15 protein-coding genes are annotated in these 17,410 nt (G+C 75.1%); 7 read left to right on the top strand and 8 right to left on the bottom strand.

The annotated features are described in order from the left end of the window. The 4 genes from N866_RS10135 to N866_RS10120 all read right to left on the bottom strand — a co-directional run. The coding region (locus tag N866_RS10135; protein ID WP_216699429.1) for an acetyl-CoA carboxylase biotin carboxylase subunit at positions 1–1,529 on the bottom strand (1,529 nt) is incomplete at its 3' end. A gap of 120 nt (positions 1,530–1,649) precedes the next feature. Then, positions 1,650–2,312: a Maf family protein gene (locus tag N866_RS10130; RefSeq protein ID WP_034225972.1), complete on the bottom strand. Its 663-nt coding sequence runs from the start codon at positions 2,310–2,312 to the stop codon at positions 1,650–1,652. 53 nt (positions 2,313–2,365) lie between these two features. After that, complete coding sequence (locus N866_RS10125; protein ID WP_081802536.1) at positions 2,366–3,859, bottom strand: dicarboxylate/amino acid:cation symporter; 1,494 nt, start codon at positions 3,857–3,859, stop codon at positions 2,366–2,368. A 292-nt stretch (positions 3,860–4,151) separates the two neighbouring features. Then, positions 4,152–5,864, bottom strand: coding sequence for a DUF885 domain-containing protein (locus tag N866_RS10120; RefSeq protein ID WP_034225970.1), 1,713 nt, complete (start codon positions 5,862–5,864; stop codon positions 4,152–4,154). 123 nt (positions 5,865–5,987) lie between these two features. Here N866_RS10120 and N866_RS10115 point away from each other — a divergent pair, with 123 nt between their 5' ends. Together N866_RS10115 and N866_RS10110 are read left to right on the top strand one after the other, a co-directional pair. Continuing rightward, the gene (locus tag N866_RS10115; RefSeq protein ID WP_034225969.1) at positions 5,988–6,386 is read left to right on the top strand and encodes a hypothetical protein; all 399 of its coding nucleotides are present in this window, start codon (positions 5,988–5,990) and stop codon (positions 6,384–6,386) included. 210 nt (positions 6,387–6,596) lie between these two features. Further along, positions 6,597–7,040, top strand: a complete 444-nt coding sequence (locus N866_RS10110; protein ID WP_216699428.1) for a DinB family protein — start codon at positions 6,597–6,599, stop codon at positions 7,038–7,040. Between the two features lie 37 nt (positions 7,041–7,077). Here the strand turns inward: N866_RS10110 and N866_RS10105 are convergent, their stop codons facing one another. Together N866_RS10105 and N866_RS10100 are read right to left on the bottom strand one after the other, a co-directional pair. Next, positions 7,078–7,314, bottom strand: coding sequence for an acyl-CoA carboxylase epsilon subunit (locus N866_RS10105; RefSeq protein WP_034225968.1), 237 nt, complete (start codon positions 7,312–7,314; stop codon positions 7,078–7,080). Continuing rightward, positions 7,311–8,921 (bottom strand): acyl-CoA carboxylase subunit beta, encoded by a 1,611-nt coding sequence (locus tag N866_RS10100; RefSeq protein ID WP_034225967.1) that lies wholly within the window; start codon positions 8,919–8,921, stop codon positions 7,311–7,313. The genes N866_RS10105 and N866_RS10100 overlap by 4 nt, the downstream gene beginning before the upstream one ends. 113 nt (positions 8,922–9,034) lie before the next feature. Between N866_RS10100 and N866_RS10095 the strand changes: the two genes are divergently transcribed. Both N866_RS10095 and N866_RS10090 read left to right on the top strand, forming a co-directional pair. Beyond that, positions 9,035–9,922 (top strand): biotin--[acetyl-CoA-carboxylase] ligase, encoded by an 888-nt coding sequence (locus N866_RS10095; protein WP_034225966.1) that lies wholly within the window; start codon positions 9,035–9,037, stop codon positions 9,920–9,922. A gap of 14 nt (positions 9,923–9,936) precedes the next feature. Then, positions 9,937–10,989, top strand: a complete 1,053-nt coding sequence (locus N866_RS10090) for an adenylate/guanylate cyclase domain-containing protein (RefSeq protein WP_034225964.1) — start codon at positions 9,937–9,939, stop codon at positions 10,987–10,989. A gap of 9 nt (positions 10,990–10,998) precedes the next feature. On the opposite strand, the gene N866_RS10085 is transcribed toward N866_RS10090, so the two are convergent. Then, entirely contained in the window at positions 10,999–11,784 is a 786-nt protein-coding gene (locus N866_RS10085) for an SOS response-associated peptidase (RefSeq protein ID WP_034225962.1), read from the bottom strand. Positions 11,785–11,880: 96 nt separating this feature from the next. Here N866_RS10085 and N866_RS10080 point away from each other — a divergent pair, with 96 nt between their 5' ends. The 3 genes from N866_RS10080 (at position 11,881) to N866_RS10065 (ending at position 16,342) form a co-directional block, all read left to right on the top strand. Continuing rightward, positions 11,881–13,344, top strand: coding sequence for a multidrug effflux MFS transporter (locus tag N866_RS10080; RefSeq protein WP_245612509.1), 1,464 nt, complete (start codon positions 11,881–11,883; stop codon positions 13,342–13,344). Positions 13,345–13,353: 9 nt separating this feature from the next. Then, on the top strand, positions 13,354–14,589 hold the full coding sequence (locus N866_RS10070; RefSeq protein ID WP_034225960.1) for a pyridoxal phosphate-dependent aminotransferase: 1,236 nt from the start codon (positions 13,354–13,356) through the stop codon (positions 14,587–14,589). Positions 14,590–14,803: 214 nt separating this feature from the next. Then, positions 14,804–16,342 carry an HNH endonuclease signature motif containing protein gene (locus N866_RS10065; protein WP_162177309.1) on the top strand — a complete coding sequence of 513 codons (1,539 nt, stop codon included), beginning with the start codon at positions 14,804–14,806 and terminating at the stop codon, positions 16,340–16,342. Positions 16,343–16,418: 76 nt separating this feature from the next. Here the strand turns inward: N866_RS10065 and N866_RS10060 are convergent, their stop codons facing one another. Beyond that, positions 16,419–17,312, bottom strand: coding sequence for a DUF72 domain-containing protein (locus N866_RS10060; RefSeq protein WP_081802535.1), 894 nt, complete (start codon positions 17,310–17,312; stop codon positions 16,419–16,421). Between the last annotated feature and the right edge of the window lie 98 nt (positions 17,313–17,410).

Here is a 17,410-nt window from a genome sequence, read left to right as displayed (position 1 = left end):
CCGCGGGCACCCGCGCCGCCCCGTCCGCCCCGGGCGAGGCCGCCGAGCCCGGCGGGGAGCACGACCTCGATGCGCTTGCCGCCGACCTCGACGACGACGCGCTCGGTGGCCGGGGCGTCGTCCTCGGCCGGCGACGACGCGGCGCCGCCCTCGCGCAGCGTGGGCAGCGTGTCGGCGAACTCCGTCTCGATCCACCGGGTGTGGACGCGGAACGGCTCGGCCGGGTCCGCGGGCACGAAGTCCGGTGCCTCGAGCACCGCCCGGTGGAACGGCACGACGGTGGGGATGCCCTCCACCTCCAGCTCGCGCAGGGCGCGCCGGGCCCGCTCGACGGCCTGCGTGCGGGTCGCGCCGGTGACGATCAGCTTGGCGATCATCGAGTCGAAGGACCCGGAGACGGTGTCGCCCTCGATGACGCCGGAGTCGACGCGGACGCCCGGGCCGGACGGGAAGCGCAGGCGGGACAGCCGGCCCGGGGCGGGGAGGAAGCCCTGGGCCGGGTCCTCGCCGTTGATGCGGAACTCCAGCGAGTGCCCACGCACGGGGAGCGAGGTGTACCCGAGCGGCTCGCCGGCGGCGATGCGCAGCTGCTCGCGCACCAGGTCGACGCCCGTGACCTCCTCGGTCACCGGGTGCTCGACCTGGAGCCGCGTGTTGACCTCGAGGAAGGAGATGGTGCCGTCCGTGCCGACGAGGAACTCGCAGGTGCCCGCGCCCTCGTACCGGGCCTCGCGCAGGATCGCGACGGAGGACTCGACGAGGAGGCGGTTCTGCTCGTCGGACAGGAACGGCGCGGGCGCCTCCTCGACGAGCTTCTGGTGCCGGCGCTGCAGCGAGCAGTCGCGCGTCGAGACGACGACGACGGTGCCGTGCTGGTCCGCGAGGCACTGGGTCTCGACGTGCCGCGGGCTGTCGAGGTAGCGCTCGACGAAGCACTCGCCGCGGCCGAACGCCGCGACCGCCTCGCGGACGGCCGAGTGGTACTGCTCGGTGATCTCCTCGGTCGTGCGGGCCACGCGCAGACCGCGTCCGCCGCCGCCGAAGGCCGCCTTGATGGCGATGGGCAGCCCGTGCTCGTCGGCGAAGGCGTGCACCTCGCTCGCGTCCGCGACCGGGTCCGGCGTGCCGGCGACCAGGGGGGCACCCGCGCGCTGCGCGATGTGCCGGGCCGAGACCTTGTCGCCGAGCGCCTCGATCGCCGCGGGCGGCGGGCCGATCCACGTCAGGCCGGCCTCGATGACGGCCCGCGCGAAGTCCGCGTTCTCCGACAGGAAGCCGTAGCCGGGGTGGACCGCGTCGGCGCCGCTGCGACGGGCGACGTCGAGCAGCTTGGCGATGTCGAGGTACGTCTCGGCCGCACGGGTGCCGCCGAGGGCGAACGCCTCGTCCGCGAGGCGCACGTGCAGGGCCTCCCGGTCGGGGTCGGCGTACACGGCGACGCTGGCGATGCGGGCGTCCGCGCAGGCTCGGGCGACACGGACCGCGATCTCACCGCGGTTGGCGATGAGGACCTTGTGGATCTCGGGCACGGCTCACCGTAACGGCAGGTGCGGTGGACGCTCGCACCCGGCACGGGTGGCGGACCAAGACTGTGGGGAACCGACAACACTCCGGCGTGGCTTTGTGGGTTCGCCCAGGGGCGCGCCCGGTCAGCTCCAGAGGTCGGTCACGGAGAGGTCCACCTGCAGCAGCAGGTCACGCAGCACCGGCAGGCTGAGGCCGACCACGCCGTGGTGGTCGCCCTCGATGCCCCGGACGAACGCACCGCCGCGGCCGTCCACGGTGAACGCCCCGGCGACGGCGAGCGGCTCCCCGGTCGCGACGTAGGCGGCGATCTCGGCGTCGCTCACGTCGGCGAAGTGGACGACCGTCGTGGAGGTCGCGCCCAGGGTCGCGGGCGGCGAGTCGGGCCGCAGGTCGACGAGCCAGTGCCCGGTGTGCAGGAGCCCGGAGCGGCCGCGCATCCGCCGCCACCGCGCGACGGCGTCGTCGGCGTCCCGGGGCTTGCCGAGCGCCTCGCCGTCGAGGTCGAGCAGCGAGTCGCAGCCGAGGACCAGGAGGTCCTCCGGCAGGTCGCCGTCGTGGTCGGACGGGGTCTCGCCGTCCTCCAGGCGAGCGGCGACGTCGTCGGCCTTGGCGTTCGCCAGGAGCAGGACCGCGTCGACCGGGTCGAGCGCGCCGAAGCGCTCGCGGGCGCCCGCGAGCACGGCGTCCTCGTCGACGCCGGAGACGAGCACGTGCGGCTCGATCCCGGCGGCACGCAGGGTCGCCCGGCGGGCGGGGGAGGCGGAGGCGAGGAGGAGGGACGGCACCTCAGCAGGGTAGTCGCCGGGCCCGGTGCGGACCGGGCCCGGCGACGAGGGGGTCAGACCCGTGCGTCGACGGTGGCGCGGTGCGGCTGCGCGCCCGCGTGGCGGACCGGCTCGGCGACGGTCGCCGGGGCGTCGTCGTCGGCGAACGGGTCGGCCGCGTTCGTGCTGTCGTAGCGGGTGACGTCGAGGATGCCCGCCCGGCGCGCGACGATCGTGGGCACGAGCGTCTGCCCGGCCACGTTGACGGCGGTGCGACCCATGTCGAGCACCGAGTCGACGGCGAGGAGGAGGCCCACGCCGGCCAGCGGCAGGCCGAGCGTCGACAGGGTGAGCGTCAGCATCACCAGCGCGCCGGTGAGCCCGGCGGTCGCAGCGGAGCCGACGACAGAGACGAACGCGATGAGGACGTAGTCCCAGACGTTCAGCTGCACGCCGAAGACCTGGGCGACGAAGATCGCCGCGATGGCCGGGTAGATCGCGGCGCAGCCGTCCATCTTGGTCGTCGCGCCGAACGGCACGGCGAAGGAGGCGTACTCCCGCGGGACGCCGAGGTTGCGCACCGTCACGCGCTCGGTGAGGGGCAGGGTGCCGAGCGACGAGCGCGAGACGAAGGCCAGCTGGATCGCCGGCCACGCGCCCGCGAACCAGCGCAGGGGCGAGAGCCCGTGCGCCGTGAGCAGCAGCGGGTAGACGGCGAAGAGCACGATCGCCAGGCCCACGTAGACCGCGACGACGAAGGTGCCCAGCGGGGCGAGGAGGTCCCAGCCGTAGGTCGCGACCGCGTTGCCCAGCAGGCCGACGGTGCCCAGCGGCGCGAGGCGGATGACCCACCACAGCACCTTCTGGACGACGGCGAGCACGGAGCGGTTGAACGCCAGGAACGGCTCGGCGGCGGCCCCGACCTTGAGCGCGGCGATGCCGACGACGAGCGCGATGACGACGAGCTGGAGCGCGTTGAAGCTGAGGCTCGTCGAGGCGCCCGTGACGGCGCCGTCGGCCTGCTGGAGCTGGGTGCCCGCCGACAACCCGAGCCAGTTGGCCGGCAGCAGCCCGGTGAGGAAGTCGAGCCACGAGCCGGTCCGCGAAGGCTCGGCGCCCTGGTCGGGGGTGAGGGTGGTGCTGAGCCCGGGTCGGAGCACCAGCCCCAGCACGATGCCGATGCTCACGGAGACGAGCGCGGTGACGGCGAACCACAGCAGGGTGCGCCCGGCGAGGCGGGCGGCGTCGGTGACCTGCCGGAGGTTCGCGATCGAGGCGATGATCGCCGTGACGATCAGCGGCGGGACGAGCGCGCGCAGCAGGGTGACGAAGGAGCTGCCGATCGTCGACAGCGTGACGGTCAGGGCGTTGGGGTCGCCGTCGGCGGTCGGGCCGAGCTGGCGGGCCAGGAGCCCGAGGGCCAGGCCCAGCACGAGGGCGACGAGGACCTGGACGCCGAAGGACGGTAGGCGCAGCCGGCGCGCCGGCCGGTCGCCCTGAGGGTCGGGCTCGCCCGGGTGGTGCGGAGCGGGGGCGGGCGTGCGGGGGTCAGGGGAGGTGGTGGCCACGGTGGGACCTTCCGGGAGTCGTGTCAGGGCGTCGGTGACGCCGGGTGCCGTCGAGGACGGCGGCGGCGTCGGTCAGACGCGGCGACACACCGAGCTGGCCTGGAGTCGGAGATCGACGTGCAGGCGCTCGGAGAGGTCCCAGGGATTGGTCATGGCGCGGTCATCCTATGACTCCTCGCGGCGGTCCGCGGGACGGATGTCCCGGTCGGGCAGAGACCGACGGCGCCCGCCCGGGACCGACGGCGCCCGCCCGGGACCGACGGCGTCCGCCGGGCGGGCGCCGTCGGGTCGCTCACACCAGGGCGGACCGCAGGACGTCCAGGCCGACCGACCCCAGGCCGAGCGCCCGGGCGTGGAACGCCTTGAGGTCGGCCTCCTGCCCACGGCGCACCGCGGCGGCCGCCGCCTCGTCCCGCGCGGCCTCCCAGAGCCGCTGGCCGACCTTGTACGACGGTGCCTGGCCGGGCCAGCCGAGGTAGCGGTTGAGCTCGAACCGCAGGAAGCCCTCGTCCATGTTCACGTTGGCCCGGAGGAACTCCCAGGCCGTCTCCGCGTCCCACCGGCCGCCGCCCCACCGCTCGGGACGGTCCAGGCCGAGGTGGACCCCGATGTCGAGGACCACGCGTGCGGCGCGCATCCGCTGCGCGTCGAGCATGCCGAGCCGGTCGCCGGGGTCGTCCATGAAGCCGAGATCCGCCATCAGGCGCTCCGCGTAGAGGGCCCAGCCCTCCCCGTGCCCGGACACCCAGCAGCCCAGGCGCCGCCACGCGTTGAGCGTGCTGCGCTGGTACACGGCCTGGGCGATCTGGAGGTGATGGCCCGGGACGCCCTCGTGGTAGACCGTCGTCTTCTCGCGCCAGGTCGTGAAGGTCTCCACGCCGGGCGGCACGGACCACCACATGCGGCCGGGCCGGGAGAAGTCGTCCGACGGGCCGGTGTAGTAGATGCCGCCGTTCTGCGTGGGCGCGATCATGCACTCCAGGGCGAGCAGCGCGTCCGGGATCTCGAAGTGCGTGCCGCGCAGGGCGGTGACGGCGGCGTCCGACGTCTCCTGCATCCAGCGTCGGAGCTCCTCGGTGCCGTGCAGGACGCGCGCCGGGTCCTTGTCGAGCTCCGCGATGGCGTCGGCGACCGTCGCGCCCGGCCCGGCGATGCGTGCCGCGACCTCGTCCTGCTCGGCGATGATCCGGTCGAGCTCCTCCAGGCCCCAGCGGTACGTCTCCTCCAGGTCGACCTCCGCGCCCAGGAAGTACCGCGACCACAGCCGGTACCGCTCGGCGCCCACGGCGTCCTCGGCCGGGGCCAGGGGCAGCAGCTCGTCCCGCAGGAAGGTCGCGAGCTGCTCGTAGGCCGCGCGCGCCGCGGCGGCGCCCCGGGCGAGCGCCTCCCGGCGGCCGTCGGCGTCCGGGGCACCGGACAGGGCAGCCTGCGCCGCCGGGCCGGTCACGAACGTCGTGAAGAACGACGTGTCCTCGGCCGCGAGCTGCTCCGCCTGCGCCACGCACTCCAGCACCTGGCGCCGGGCCGCGACACGGCCCCGCGACGCGGCCAGACGCAGGGACTCCACCACGCCGGCCGCCGCACCCGGGAGAGCCTCCAGCCGGGCGACGACGGCGTCCCAGTGCTCCGGCGTCGCCGTGGGCATGAGGTCGAAGACGTCGCGCAGGCCCTGCACCGGCGAGGCGATGTTGTTGAGCTGGCCCAGCAGCTCGTCGGCCTCGTGGAGCTCCAGGTCGAGCCCGATGCGCTCCCGCATCGCGGCGAGGGTCACCCGGTCGGTGTCGTCCTCGGGCGTCGCGGCGTCGAGCTCGGCCAGGACGGCGCGGGCGGCGTCGGCCTGCGCCTGGTGCCCGGCGGGGGACAGGTCGGTCATGAGGTGGTCGTACCCGGACAGCCCCATCGCGGTCGCCGCCAGGGGGTCGAGGCGGGCGATCGTGGTGACGTAGCGGTCGGCGATCGCGTCGATCGCCGTGGGGGTGCGGGACGGATGAGCGTCGGTGGTCATGGGGTCCGAGCCTAGGCCGAACCGTCCGGGACCAGCGCCCGCCCGTCCGGCCAGGGACCTCCGGCCCTCCCGGTGCCGCGTCGCCGGCCCGAAGACTGGGAGGACGTCGTCGGAGGAGGAGCCATGCACCCGTCCCGACTGGTCGCCGCGGTCGCGGCGTGGGCCGCCGGAGCCCTGTACGTCCTCGTGGGCCTGGAGGTGCTCGACGTCGGCCGCTCGGTGGAGCCGGGCGCCGAGGACCTCCTGGTGTTCGGCCTGGCGGCCGGCGCCGCCCAGCTCGTGGTCGGCCTCGTGGTGCTGCGGAGCCGGGGCCGGGCGCCGCTGCTGCTCGTCGTCGCCTTCGAGACCCTGGTGGTCCTCATGTACGTCGCGGTGGCGAGCGTCCGGATCCCCGCCTACGAGGTCTGGGGGGTGTCCATCAAGGTCCTGGAGCTCGTCGTCGTCGTCGCGGCGCTGGTGCTGGCCACCCACCTGGAGCCGGTCCGCACCGGCGCGGAGCGCCACGTCGGGCACGGCCTCTGACGGAGACGGGGCGTACCGTCGTCCTCGGCGAGCGCGCGAGGAGGACCCGGTGACGCAGGACGAGGTGGCCTACGGGTCCCAGGAGTTCGACTGGGCGGTGCTCCAGGTCCCGACGGCCGCGGCGATGGTGCGCGGGCAGCTCGAGTTCTCCTGGCTCGAGCTCCGTGACCGGCTGCGTGCGGTCGACGAGAGACCTTCCGGTGGGAGCCGGTGCCGGAGGCCCTGTCCGTGGTGCGTCGCGGCACGGAGCGGACGCCGCGCACCCTCGGCACGGGCGAGTGGGTGGCCGAGTGGCCCGCCGGCCCGGACGAGCCGACCCCGCGGACGATCGCCTGGCTGGTCGCCCACCTCACCGAGGCGGTGTTCGAGCGGTGGGAGTGGACGTTCGGGGAGCACCGGCGGCGGCGCACCGACGTCGAGGTGCACGGCGAGGTCGGCCCGGCGGTCGCCGGGCTGTCCCGCTGGGTGGACGCCTGGCGCGCGGGCATCGCGGCCCTGCCCGACGAGGACGTGATGCGGGTCGGGCTGAGCACCGCGACGCCCATCGACGCCCAGGCCCCGTTCGGGCACCTGGTGCTCCACATGAACCGCGAGATCATCCACCACGGCGCGGAGATCATGGCGTTGGCCGACCTGCGCGGCGCCCTGCGCTGACGCGGGCACCGCGCCGGGCGTCAGGGGTGCGTGCTCCTCAGGGGTGCGTGCTCCAGCGCCAGGCGTCGGGGCCGGGGGACAGGCGGTCGGAGAGGCGGTCGGCGGCATCCCGCCAGCGGCGCCGCGCGTGGACGGCGGGCGCGGGCTCGGTGGCCGGGTGCGCGGCGTCGTCGTCCTGCGCGGTGCGTGCGCCCGCCGCCAGACCCGCGACCAGGGCGGCCAGCTCGACGTCGTCGGGGGCTCCGCGGACGACGCGGACGTCGGGCGGCGTCACAGCGGGATGTTCCCGTGCTTCTTGGCCGGCAGGCTCGCACGCTTGGTGCGCAGCGCCCGGAGGGCTCGCACGACCTGCGCGCGCGTCTCCGACGGCCGGATGACGGCGTCGACGTAGCCACGCTCGGCGGCGTCGTAGGGGTTCACCAGCGCCTCCTCGTACTCGGCCGTCAGGCGGGCGCGCTCGGCGTCCACGTCACCACCGTCCTCCGCGACCTTCTTGAGCGCACCCCGGTGGAGGATGTTCACGGCACCGCCCGCCCCCATGACCGCGATCTGCGCGGTGGGCCAGGCGAGGTTGACGTCGGCCCCGAGCTGCTTGGAGCCCATGACGATGTACGCGCCGCCGTAGGCCTTGCGCGTGATGATCGTGACGAGGGGGACGGTGGCCTCCGCGTAGGCGTAGATGAGCTTCGCGCCGCGGCGGATGATGCCGTTCCACTCCTGGTCCGTGCCGGGCAGGAAGCCGGGCACGTCGACGAAGGTCAGCACGGGGATGTTGAACGCGTCGCACGTCCGCACGAAGCGGGCGGCCTTCTCGGCGGCGTTGATGTCGAGCGTGCCGGCCATCTGCTGGGGCTGGTTCGCGACGACGCCGACCGGCCGTCCCTCGACGTGGCCGAAGCCGACGATGACGTTCTGGGCGTAGAGGGGCTGGACCTCGAGGAAGTCGCCGTGGTCCAGGACGTGCCCGATGACCGTGTGCATGTCGTACGGCTGGGAGTCGGAGTCCGGCACCAGGGTGTCGAGCTCCAGGTCCTCGTCCGTGGTCTCGAGGTCCGCGTGCGCGTCGTCCTCCCACACCGGCGGCTCGGACAGGTTGTTCGACGGCAGGTAGCCCACGAGGGTCTTCACCCACTCGATCGCGTCGTCCTCGTCCGCGCCCAGGTAGTGCGCCACGCCGGACCGCGTGTTGTGCGTCTGCCCGCCGCCGAGCTCCTCGAAGCCGACGTCCTCGCCCGTCACGGCGCGGATGACGTCCGGGCCGGTGATGAACATGTTCGACGTGCCGTCCGCCATGACGATGAAGTCGGTGAGCGCGGGGGAGTAGACGGCCCCGCCGGCGCTGGGGCCGAGGATGAGCGAGATCTGGGGGATGACGCCCGAGGCCGCGACGTTGCGGCGGAAGATCTCCGCGAACTGCGTCAGGGCCGCGACGCCCTCCTGGATGCGCGCCCCGCCCCCGTCGAGGATGCCGATGAGGGGCACGCCCGTACGCAGGGCGAGGTCCATGACCTTCGTGATCTTCTGGCCGTGGACCTCGCCCAGCGAGCCGCCGAAGACGGTGAAGTCCTGGCTGTACACGCACACCTGACGGCCGTCGATGGTGCCGTAGCCGGTGACGACGCCGTCGCCCGGCGTCGTGCGCCGCTCCATGCCGAACCGCGTCGAGCGGTGCGCGGCGAACGCGTCGAGCTCCACGAAGCTGCCCTCGTCGAGCAGGGCGGCGACGCGCTCGCGGGCCGTCTTCTTGCGCCGCGGGTGCTGCTTGGCCGCTGCCACCTCCTCCTGGGCGTCGACAGCGCGCGCTGTGCGCCCGGCGAGGTCGGCGAGCTTCTCGGCGGTCCCTGCGGAGGTGCCGGTCGAGGTGGCGAGTGCGTCAGTCACCCGAGTGAGGGTAGTTGTCGGGATCAGCACATGCCGGATGCGTTTCCCCACCGTGTCGGCGGGGTGTGATGTGTGGATGTCGACAACGCCCCGCGTGTCGTTAGGGTCGCGCCATGCCCACCTCGCGCGCGCCCCTGGAGCCCGGCACGGTCGCCGCCGCCCTGCGGGAGGCCGGGGCGACGGGGCGCGTCGTCGTCGTCGAGCGCACCGCGTCGACCTCGGCGGACGTGCTCGCCGGGCTCGCGAGCCGGCCCGCGGACTGGCCGGACCGCTCGGTGCTCGTCGCGGACCACCAGGACGGCGGCCGCGGCCGCCGGGGACGGACCTGGACGACCCCGCCCCGTGCGGCGCTGACGTTCTCCACCGTGCTGCGTCCCGGCGCCGCCGTCCCGCCGGACCGGTGGGGCTGGCTGCCCCTCCTCGCCGGCCTGGCCGTCGTGGAGGCGGTGGAGCAGGTCACCGGCGTCCGTGCGGTCCTCAAGTGGCCCAACGACGTCCTGGTCGACGACGCGGGCGAGGACCTCCCTGGATGGGGATCGCACCGCAAGGTGGTCGGGATCCTCGGCGACCTGGCCGTCGTGCCCGAGGGGCGGGCGGCGGTCGTGGGCATCGGCGTCAACGTCGACCAGGCCGCGGACGAGCTCCCGGTGCCGACGGCGACGTCGCTGCGCCTGGCTGGGAACCGGGAGCCCGGCGCCGCGTCGTCCGGCGCGCCGGACCGCACCCTCCTCCTGGCGGCGACCGTGCGGGCCCTGGTCGCCCTGGACGAGCGGTGGCGGGCCGCGGGGGGCGACGTCCGGGCGGCGGGGCTGGACACCCGCGTCGCGGCGGTGTGCGCGACGCTCGGTCAGGCCGTCCGCGTGGAGCTGCCCGGTGAGCGGACGCTCACCGGGGTGGCGCGCTCGCTCGCCCCGGACGGCTCGCTGGAGGTCGTCGACGCGGCCGGGCGCGTGCACACCGTCCTGGCCGGTGACGTCCATCACACGCGGTGGGCGGGCTGAACTAGCCTGAGCCGGTGGACGACGACGAGGGGCACGAGAGCCGGACGGACCCGACCTCGACCGTCGCCCGGCTCGAGGAGCAGCTCCTGGGCGGGCCGCGCACGCTCTCCCTCGCCGACGTCGCCGAGCGCGCGGGCGCGGGCCTCGAGGAGGTGCGGCTGTTCTGGCACGCGCTCGGGCTGCCGACCGTGGAGGACGAGGCGGTCGCCTACACCGAGGTCGACGCCGAGGCGGTGCGCCTCCTGCGGCAGGCGGCCGCGAGCTACGGCGTCTCCGACCGGACCGCCGTCTCGCTGGTCCGGTCGATCGGGCACACCACGGACCGGCTCGTGCTCTGGCAGGTCGAGGCGCTCACCGAGCACCTCGCGGAGCGTCACGCCCTCGACGACGTCAGCGCCCGCCTGCTGGTCCTGGACCGCCTGAGCGAGATCGCGCCGCTCCTGGAGAAGCAGCTCGTCCACGCCTGGCGCCGTCAGCTCGCGGCGCTCGCGGCGCGCATCTCGGCGGAGTTCGGGTCCGCCCGGGGGCGGCCGTCGGGCGACGACGACGAGCTGCCCCTCGCCCGGGCGGTCGGCTTCGCCGACATGGTCTCCTTCACGCAGCGCACGGCGCGCCTGGGTGCGCACGCGCTGGCCGACTTCATCCAGCAGTTCGAGACCGGCGCGCGGGACATCGTGACGAGCAACGGCGGGCGGGTGGTGAAGACCATCGGTGACGCGGTGCTCTTCGTCGCCGACGACGCCCGGGCGGGCGCCGAGATCGCGCTCGGGCTCGCCGACACCTTCCACGCCGGCGCGCCGACGCCGGTCCGGGTCAGCTGCGTGTGGGGCCGGGTCCTCTCGCGCTTCGGGGACGTGTTCGGGCCGTCCGTCAACGTGGCGGCCCGCCTGACGGCCGAGGCGGAGCCCGGCACCGTGCTGCTGGATCCCGGGACGGCCGCCGAGGTGCGCGCCCTGGGCGGGTACCACCTCGTCGAGCTCACCGAGCGGGACATCGACGGGATCGGTCCGCTCCGGCCGGTCCGGCTCGAACGGGTCCGGCTCCGGGTGACGCACGCCGAGCCGTAGGCGACGGGCTCAGGTGGTCGGCTCGACCGGCTCGACCGGCTCGATGAGCTCGGGGCCGTCGGTGCCGACCTTGTTGACCGCCGTGGAGACCGGGGTCGCGACCACCCGGGGGGTGGCGGCGTGCAGCAGCTCCACCGCGGCCGCGCCGTCCTGCTGCTCGGGGTCCAGCCAGGCGTCCCAGGCGTCGGGCGGGAGGATGACGGGGCGCCGGTCGTGGATGGCGGCCAGGTGCGGGTCGTCGGTCGGGGCCCCGCCGGTGACCACGGTCATCGTCACCAGCCAGCGGTTCGGGTCGTCGTCCGCGAGGGAGCGGTCGCGCCAGAACTCGTAGAGACCGGCGAACGCCAGCGGACCCCCGTCGGGGGCGTGGATCCAGAAGGGCTGCTTCGGGGTGCGGGGCGGCGACCCCGGGGCGGGGGCCTGCCACTCGTAGTACCCCTCGGCGGGCACGAGGCACCGGCGCACCGCGACGGCCTTGCGGAACGCGGGCTTGTCGAGGAGCGACTCCACCCGGGCGTTGATCATGCGGCTGCCGATGCCCGGGTCCTTCGCCCACCCGGGCACCAGGCCCCAGCGGACGACGCGCAGCGACCGCTCCGCCCGACCCGGCCCGTCGTCGGCGGCCTCTCCGGTCGCGCGCGGCTCGCGCTCCACGACGACCCGCACCGGGTCCGTGGGGGCCAGGTTCCACGACGGGGGGAGCGCGCGGGCGTCGTCGGCGACGGCCTCGGGCGCCACGCCGAAGGCGTCGGCGAGGTCGAGGGCGTCCCGGAAGGAGGCGTAGCGGCCGCACATGGGACCAGCATGCCCGCCACCGCCGACATCGCCCGACGGCGGCGGATGCCGTGGAACGGCTCGCCGATCGAAACGATTCGGTGCGACAATCGGGCGGTGCCCGTGACCCTGACCGACCGGACCTCCTCGACCCGGACCGCGCCGGCGGACCGGACCTTCTGGTTCGTCCTGCTCATCGGGTCGCTCACGCTGCTGCCCGCCGTGACGACGGACATGTACCTGCCGTCGCTGCCCGACGTCGCCGCCGACCTGTCCACCACACCCGCCGCCGCCCAGTTCACGATCACCGGCATGCTCATCGGGGGCGCGCTGGGCCAGCTCGTCGTCGGGCCGTTCTCGGACCGGGTCGGCCGGCGCCTCCCGGTGCTCATCGGGGTGTCCCTGCACGTCGTCGTCTCGCTGCTGTGCGTCGTCGCCGCCACCATCGAGCAGCTCGCCACGCTGCGGGTGCTGCAGGGGCTGGTCAGCGCCGGTGCGACCGTCGTCGCGATGGCCGTCATCCGGGACCGCTACACCGGGGCCGAGGCGGCCCGGATCATCTCCCGCCTCATGCTCGTCATCGCCGCCGCTCCGCTGCTGGCGCCGACGGCCGGCAGCGTCATCGCCGCGGCATGGGGCTGGCGGGCCGTGTTCGTGGTGCTCGCGCTCTTCGCGGCGCTGCTCGTCGTCGTCGTCGCCCTCTTCCTGCCCGAGACCCTCCCGCCGCACCGCCGGGCAGCGCACGGTCTGGCCGCGTCCTTCCGCGGGTACGCCGCGCTGCTGCACGACCGCTGCTTCGTGGCGCTGGCCGTCATCCCGGGCATGGGTCTGGCGCTGATCATCAGCTACGTGGCGGGCTCGTCGTTCGTGTTCCAAGAGCAGTACGGGCTGAGCGCGCAGCAGTTCGCGCTCGTCTTCGCCCTCGGCGGGACGTCGCTGGTGACCGGCTCGCAGGTGAACGCGGCGCTGGTGCGCCGGTTCGGCCCGCTCACCCTGCTGCGGGTCGGGCTGCCCGTGACGCTGGCCTTCACGGCCGTGCTCGCGGTGCAGGGGGCCACCGGGATCGGCGGCCTCGTCGGCCTCGTGGTGGCGATCTGGTTCTCGACGGCGGTGCTGGGGTTCGTCATGGCGAACGCGTCCGCCCTCGCGCTCTCCCGCCACGGCGAGCGCGCCGGGACGGCCGCGGCGTTCATCGGGTTCTTCCAGGCGGGGCTCGCCGGCGCGGTCAGCACCCTCGTGGGCGTCCTCGGCGAGGACGCCCTCGCGATGACCGGGGTCATGTTCGGGAGCATGGTCGTCGCCCAGGTGGTCCTCGCGCTGGGCACACCCGCGTACCGTCGCGACGCGCACGAGCGGCTCGAGGCCGTCGGCGCCCAGGTCGCCGAGGTCGCGCCGCCCACGCCGGTGGCGCCGCCGGAGCCGGTCGAGCCGGCGGAGCCCCAGCAGCGCCAGCCGGTCGAGCCGGCGGAGCCCCAGCAGGTCGAGGCGGCGGAGCCCCAGCAGGTCGAGGCGGCGGAGCCCCAGCAGGTCGCGTCCGCCTCCCCGGCCCGTACGGCCGCGCCGGCGTCCGGGCGCCCCTAGCCTGGGCCGATGGCTCCCCACGTCCCCGGCCGCTGGAACGACGTCGTCCGCGCGGCGGGACTCGTCGCCGACGACGGCGCCGTCCGGGCGACCGTCTTCGCCGAGATGTCCGCTCTGGCGGCCCGGACGGGCGCGATCAACCTGGGCCAGGGCTTCCCCGACGTCGACGGCCCGGCGCACGTGGCCGAGGCCGCCGTCGCGGCGATCCGCGCCGGGCGCAACCAGTACCCGCCGGGGCCGGGCGTGCCCGCGCTGCGGCAGGCCGTCGCGGCCCACCAGGGCAGGCACTACGGCCTGGACGTCGACCCGGAGACCGAGGTCCTCGTGACCGTCGGGGCCACGGAGGCCCTCGCGGCCGCCGTCCTGGCGCTGGCGGGGCCCGGCGACGAGGTCGTCACGCTCGAGCCCTACTACGACAGCTACGCCGCCGTCGTCGCGATGGCCGGCGCCACCCACGTCACGGTGCCCCTCGTGCGGACCGACGGTGCCGGCTACCGCCTCGACGCGGCGGCGTTCCGGGCCGCCGTGGGGCCCCGGACGAGGGTCGTGCTGCTCAACACCCCGCACAACCCCACGGGGGCGGTGCTCGACCCGGCGGAGCTGGAGGTCGTGGCCGCCGCGGCGCGGGAGCACGACGTCGTCGTCATCACCGACGAGGTGTACGAGCACCTCACGTACGACGACGCGCGCCACGTCCCGCTCGCGACGCTGCCGGGGATGGCGGAGCGGACGCTCACGGTGTCGTCGGCGGGCAAGACGCTGTCCTTCACGGGCTGGAAGGTCGGCTGGGTCACCGGGCCGGCGGCGCTCGTCGACGCGGTGCGGGCGGTCAAGCAGTACCTCACCTACGTGGGGAGCGGTCCGTTCCAGCACGCCGTCGCGGACGCCCTGACGGATGACGACGGTCGGACGGGCGCCTGGATGGCCGACCTGGTCGCGTCGCTGGAGCGGCGGCGCGACCTGCTCTGCGAGGGCCTGGTCTCGGCGGGGTTCGACGTGGTGGTGCCGCAGGGCACCTACTTCGTGGTGGCCGACGGCCGGCCGCTGGGCTTCGACGACGGGGCCGAGCTGTGCGCGCGCCTGCCCGAGCTCGCGGGGGTGGTGGGCGTGCCGGTCAGCGCGTTCTGCCGGGCGGGGACGCCCGCGGCGGAGGAGTTCCGGTCCGCGGTGCGGTTCACCTTCGTCAAGCAGGAGGACGTGCTGGTCGAGGGTGTGCGCCGGCTGGGTGGGATGCGGCCGCGCTGACGGCTCCGCCGGAGCCGCCGCACTGACGGCTCCGCCGGAGCCGCCGCGCTGACGGCTCCGCCGGAGCCGGACGGCGTCGCACTCTCGCTACGTCGGAGGCGCTGCGCCCGCCGGTCGTGGTCGTCGAGGGCGGGTCGGCGGTCGGGCCGGGGGCCTCCCGCCGCGGGCTTCGTCCCGGAGTTCCGTGTCGGTGCCTAGATCTATGCTCGAACACATGTTCGATGACGCGGCCGAGTGGACGGCGCAGGACGAGGACGCCGCTGCGCTGGCGTTCGCGCGGTCGCGTGCCGGGCGGTCCATCCCCGACGTGGACCTGGCGGTGCGGTGGGCGTTGAACCACCCTCACGCCGCCCGTGTCGCCGCTGCCGTCCCGGGTCCCGAGCTGGCCCGGATGCTGGGTCGGGTGGCGGTCGCCGACGCACCGACGGAGGACCTGCTGGAGGTGGTCGCCGCCTGGGACCGCCTCGCGTCGTGGGTGGTGGCCCGGCAGGCCGGCGTGCTGCAGGAGCTGCACCGCCGCGTCGCGGGGTCCACGTGGGCGCAGAAGGGCCTGCGGGACGAGGTCGCCGGCACCCTCGCCGCGTCGGGGCGGGCCGCGCAGGTCCTGCTGGACCGGGCCATGGAGCTGGCCCAGGCGCCGGAGGTCCACGACGCGTTGGCGCAGGGGGCGGTCTCGGTCCACAAGGCCGATGTGCTGCTGCGCGAGACCGGCTCCGTGACGGGGGAGGAAGCCCGGCGGGTGCACGCTGCGGTCCTGGCCGAGGCGCACGAGCTGACCGCACCGCAGGTCAGGGCCGCGGCCCGGCAGGCGGTGCTGCAGGTGGACCCCGACGCCGCCGAGCACCGCCACCAGCTGGCCAGGCGGGACCGGTGCGTGGTCCTGGAACCCGCCACGGACTGCATGGCGGTCATCCGCGCCTACCTCCCCGCTGAGGACGCCGTGCGGGTCATGCACGCCGTGGACATCGTGGCCGGGACCGCCGCGCCGGAGGACCCGCGCGGTGTCGACGCCCGCCGCGCCGATGCCCTGGTGGACCTCGTGGGTGCCGTCCTGGACGGCACGACCCTGGACGCCTTCCTCTCCGGTCCCCTCCGTCCCTCCGTCGGCGCGGGTGTCGATGCCGGCGTCGGCCTGGACGTCGGTGCGCGGTCCTCCCGGCGGCGCAGGCGCCGCCCGGTGAAGCTGTCGATCACCGTCAGCGCCGACGCCCTCGCCGGCGCGTCCTCGACCCCGGCCCACCTGGACCGCTACGGGCCGGTCCTGCCGTCCGTCGCCCGGCAGCTGGCCGCCGAGGCGACGTGGCACTTCCAGCGCACCGACCCGACCACCGGCGAGGCCCTGGAACAACCGGGCAGCCGCTACCGCCCGCCGGAGGCGCTGCGCGACGCCATCGTCGCCCGAGACGTCACCTGCACCTTCCCCGGCTGCCGCGTCCCGGCCGGCTCCTGCGACCTGGACCACACCGTCCCGTTCGACGACTCCCGCGACGCCGCCGAGCAGACCCGACGCAGCAACCTCGCCGCCCTGTGCCGCCACCACCACCAGCTCAAGACCCATGCCGGATGGACACCCCGACGCGACCCCACCACCGGCACGACGCTGTGGACGTCCCCCACGGGCAAGCCCTACCACCGCAACCCCGTACCCGCGCCGGGCGAGGCCGTGCGGGCCCAGCCGGAACGGCGCCGGCCCGCACCCCGCCGGCCCGCTGAGCCACCCGGGACGGTGAACACCGGTGACCCACCGTTCTGAGAAGGCGTCGCCGAGGGAAGCCACAGGCTGGCGCGCGCCGTCAGCCCTGTCGTCCTCGGGCCGACGGCACGAGCCTTCAGGCCTCGGCGTGCCGGACGGGTCCCGGTGGAGGCTCTCCATCGGTGGAGTGAGTGGGCTGATGGTCGGTGCCCGGCCCCACGTGGAGCAGCGCGGCGAGGCGCTGGGCGTCGAACGGCGCGTGGACCTTGACGTCGTTGTCGAAGTAGACGAGCACGTCGTGCCCCGCGCCGGCCCAGCGGCGGATCTTCGCGGCCCAGCGCTCGAGCGACGCGTCGTCGTAGCCGCTGACGTACAGCTCCTCCGCGCCGTGCAGGCGCACGTAGACCAGGTCGCTGGTCACGTCCTCCAGGAGCGGCCACTTCCCGGCGGTGTCGGCCACGACCAGCCCCACGTCGTGCTCGCGGAGCAGGGCGACCGCCTCGGCGGTGGCGAAGCTCTGGTGGCGCACCTCCAGGACGTGCCGCAGCGGCCGCTCGGCGTCCGTGGTCGTCCAGGACCGGCCCTCCAGCCGGGCGTCGTGCTGCGCCGCCAGGCGCGCGGCTGCCGTCGTCGTGCGGGGCAGGGCGCGGAAGAAGGCGTCCAGGCGCTCGGGGTCGAACCGCAGCACCGGCGGGAGCTGCCACAGGAACGGGCCGAGCTTCGGGCCCAGTGCCATGACGCCCGAGGCGAAGAAGTTGGCCAGCGCCGACTCCGGGCGGGTCAGCTTCAGCATGTGCGTGATGTACCGGCCGCCCTTGACGGAGAACACGAAGTCCTCGGGGGCGGTGGCCGCCCAGCCGGCGTAGCTCTCCGGCCGCTGCAGCGCGTAGAACGAGCCGTTGATCTCGACCGTCGACAGGAGGCGGCTCGCGTGCTCCAGCTCGCGGCGCTGCGCCAGGCCGGGCGGGTAGAAGACCCCCCGCCACGGGGCGTAGCGCCAGCCGGAGATGCCGATCCGCACCTGGGCCATCCGGACACGGTAGGCAGCGCGGGCGAGGGCCGCGCGGGGGAGCGGGGGAGCGGGGGAGCGGCGAGCGGGGAGCGGGGGGAGCAGGGGAGCGGGGGAGC

The sequence above is a fragment of the Actinotalea ferrariae CF5-4 genome, from assembly GCF_000603945.1.
Taxonomy (GTDB): domain Bacteria; phylum Actinomycetota; class Actinomycetes; order Actinomycetales; family Cellulomonadaceae; genus Actinotalea; species Actinotalea ferrariae.
This window is presented reverse-complemented; position numbering and strand designations above follow the sequence as displayed.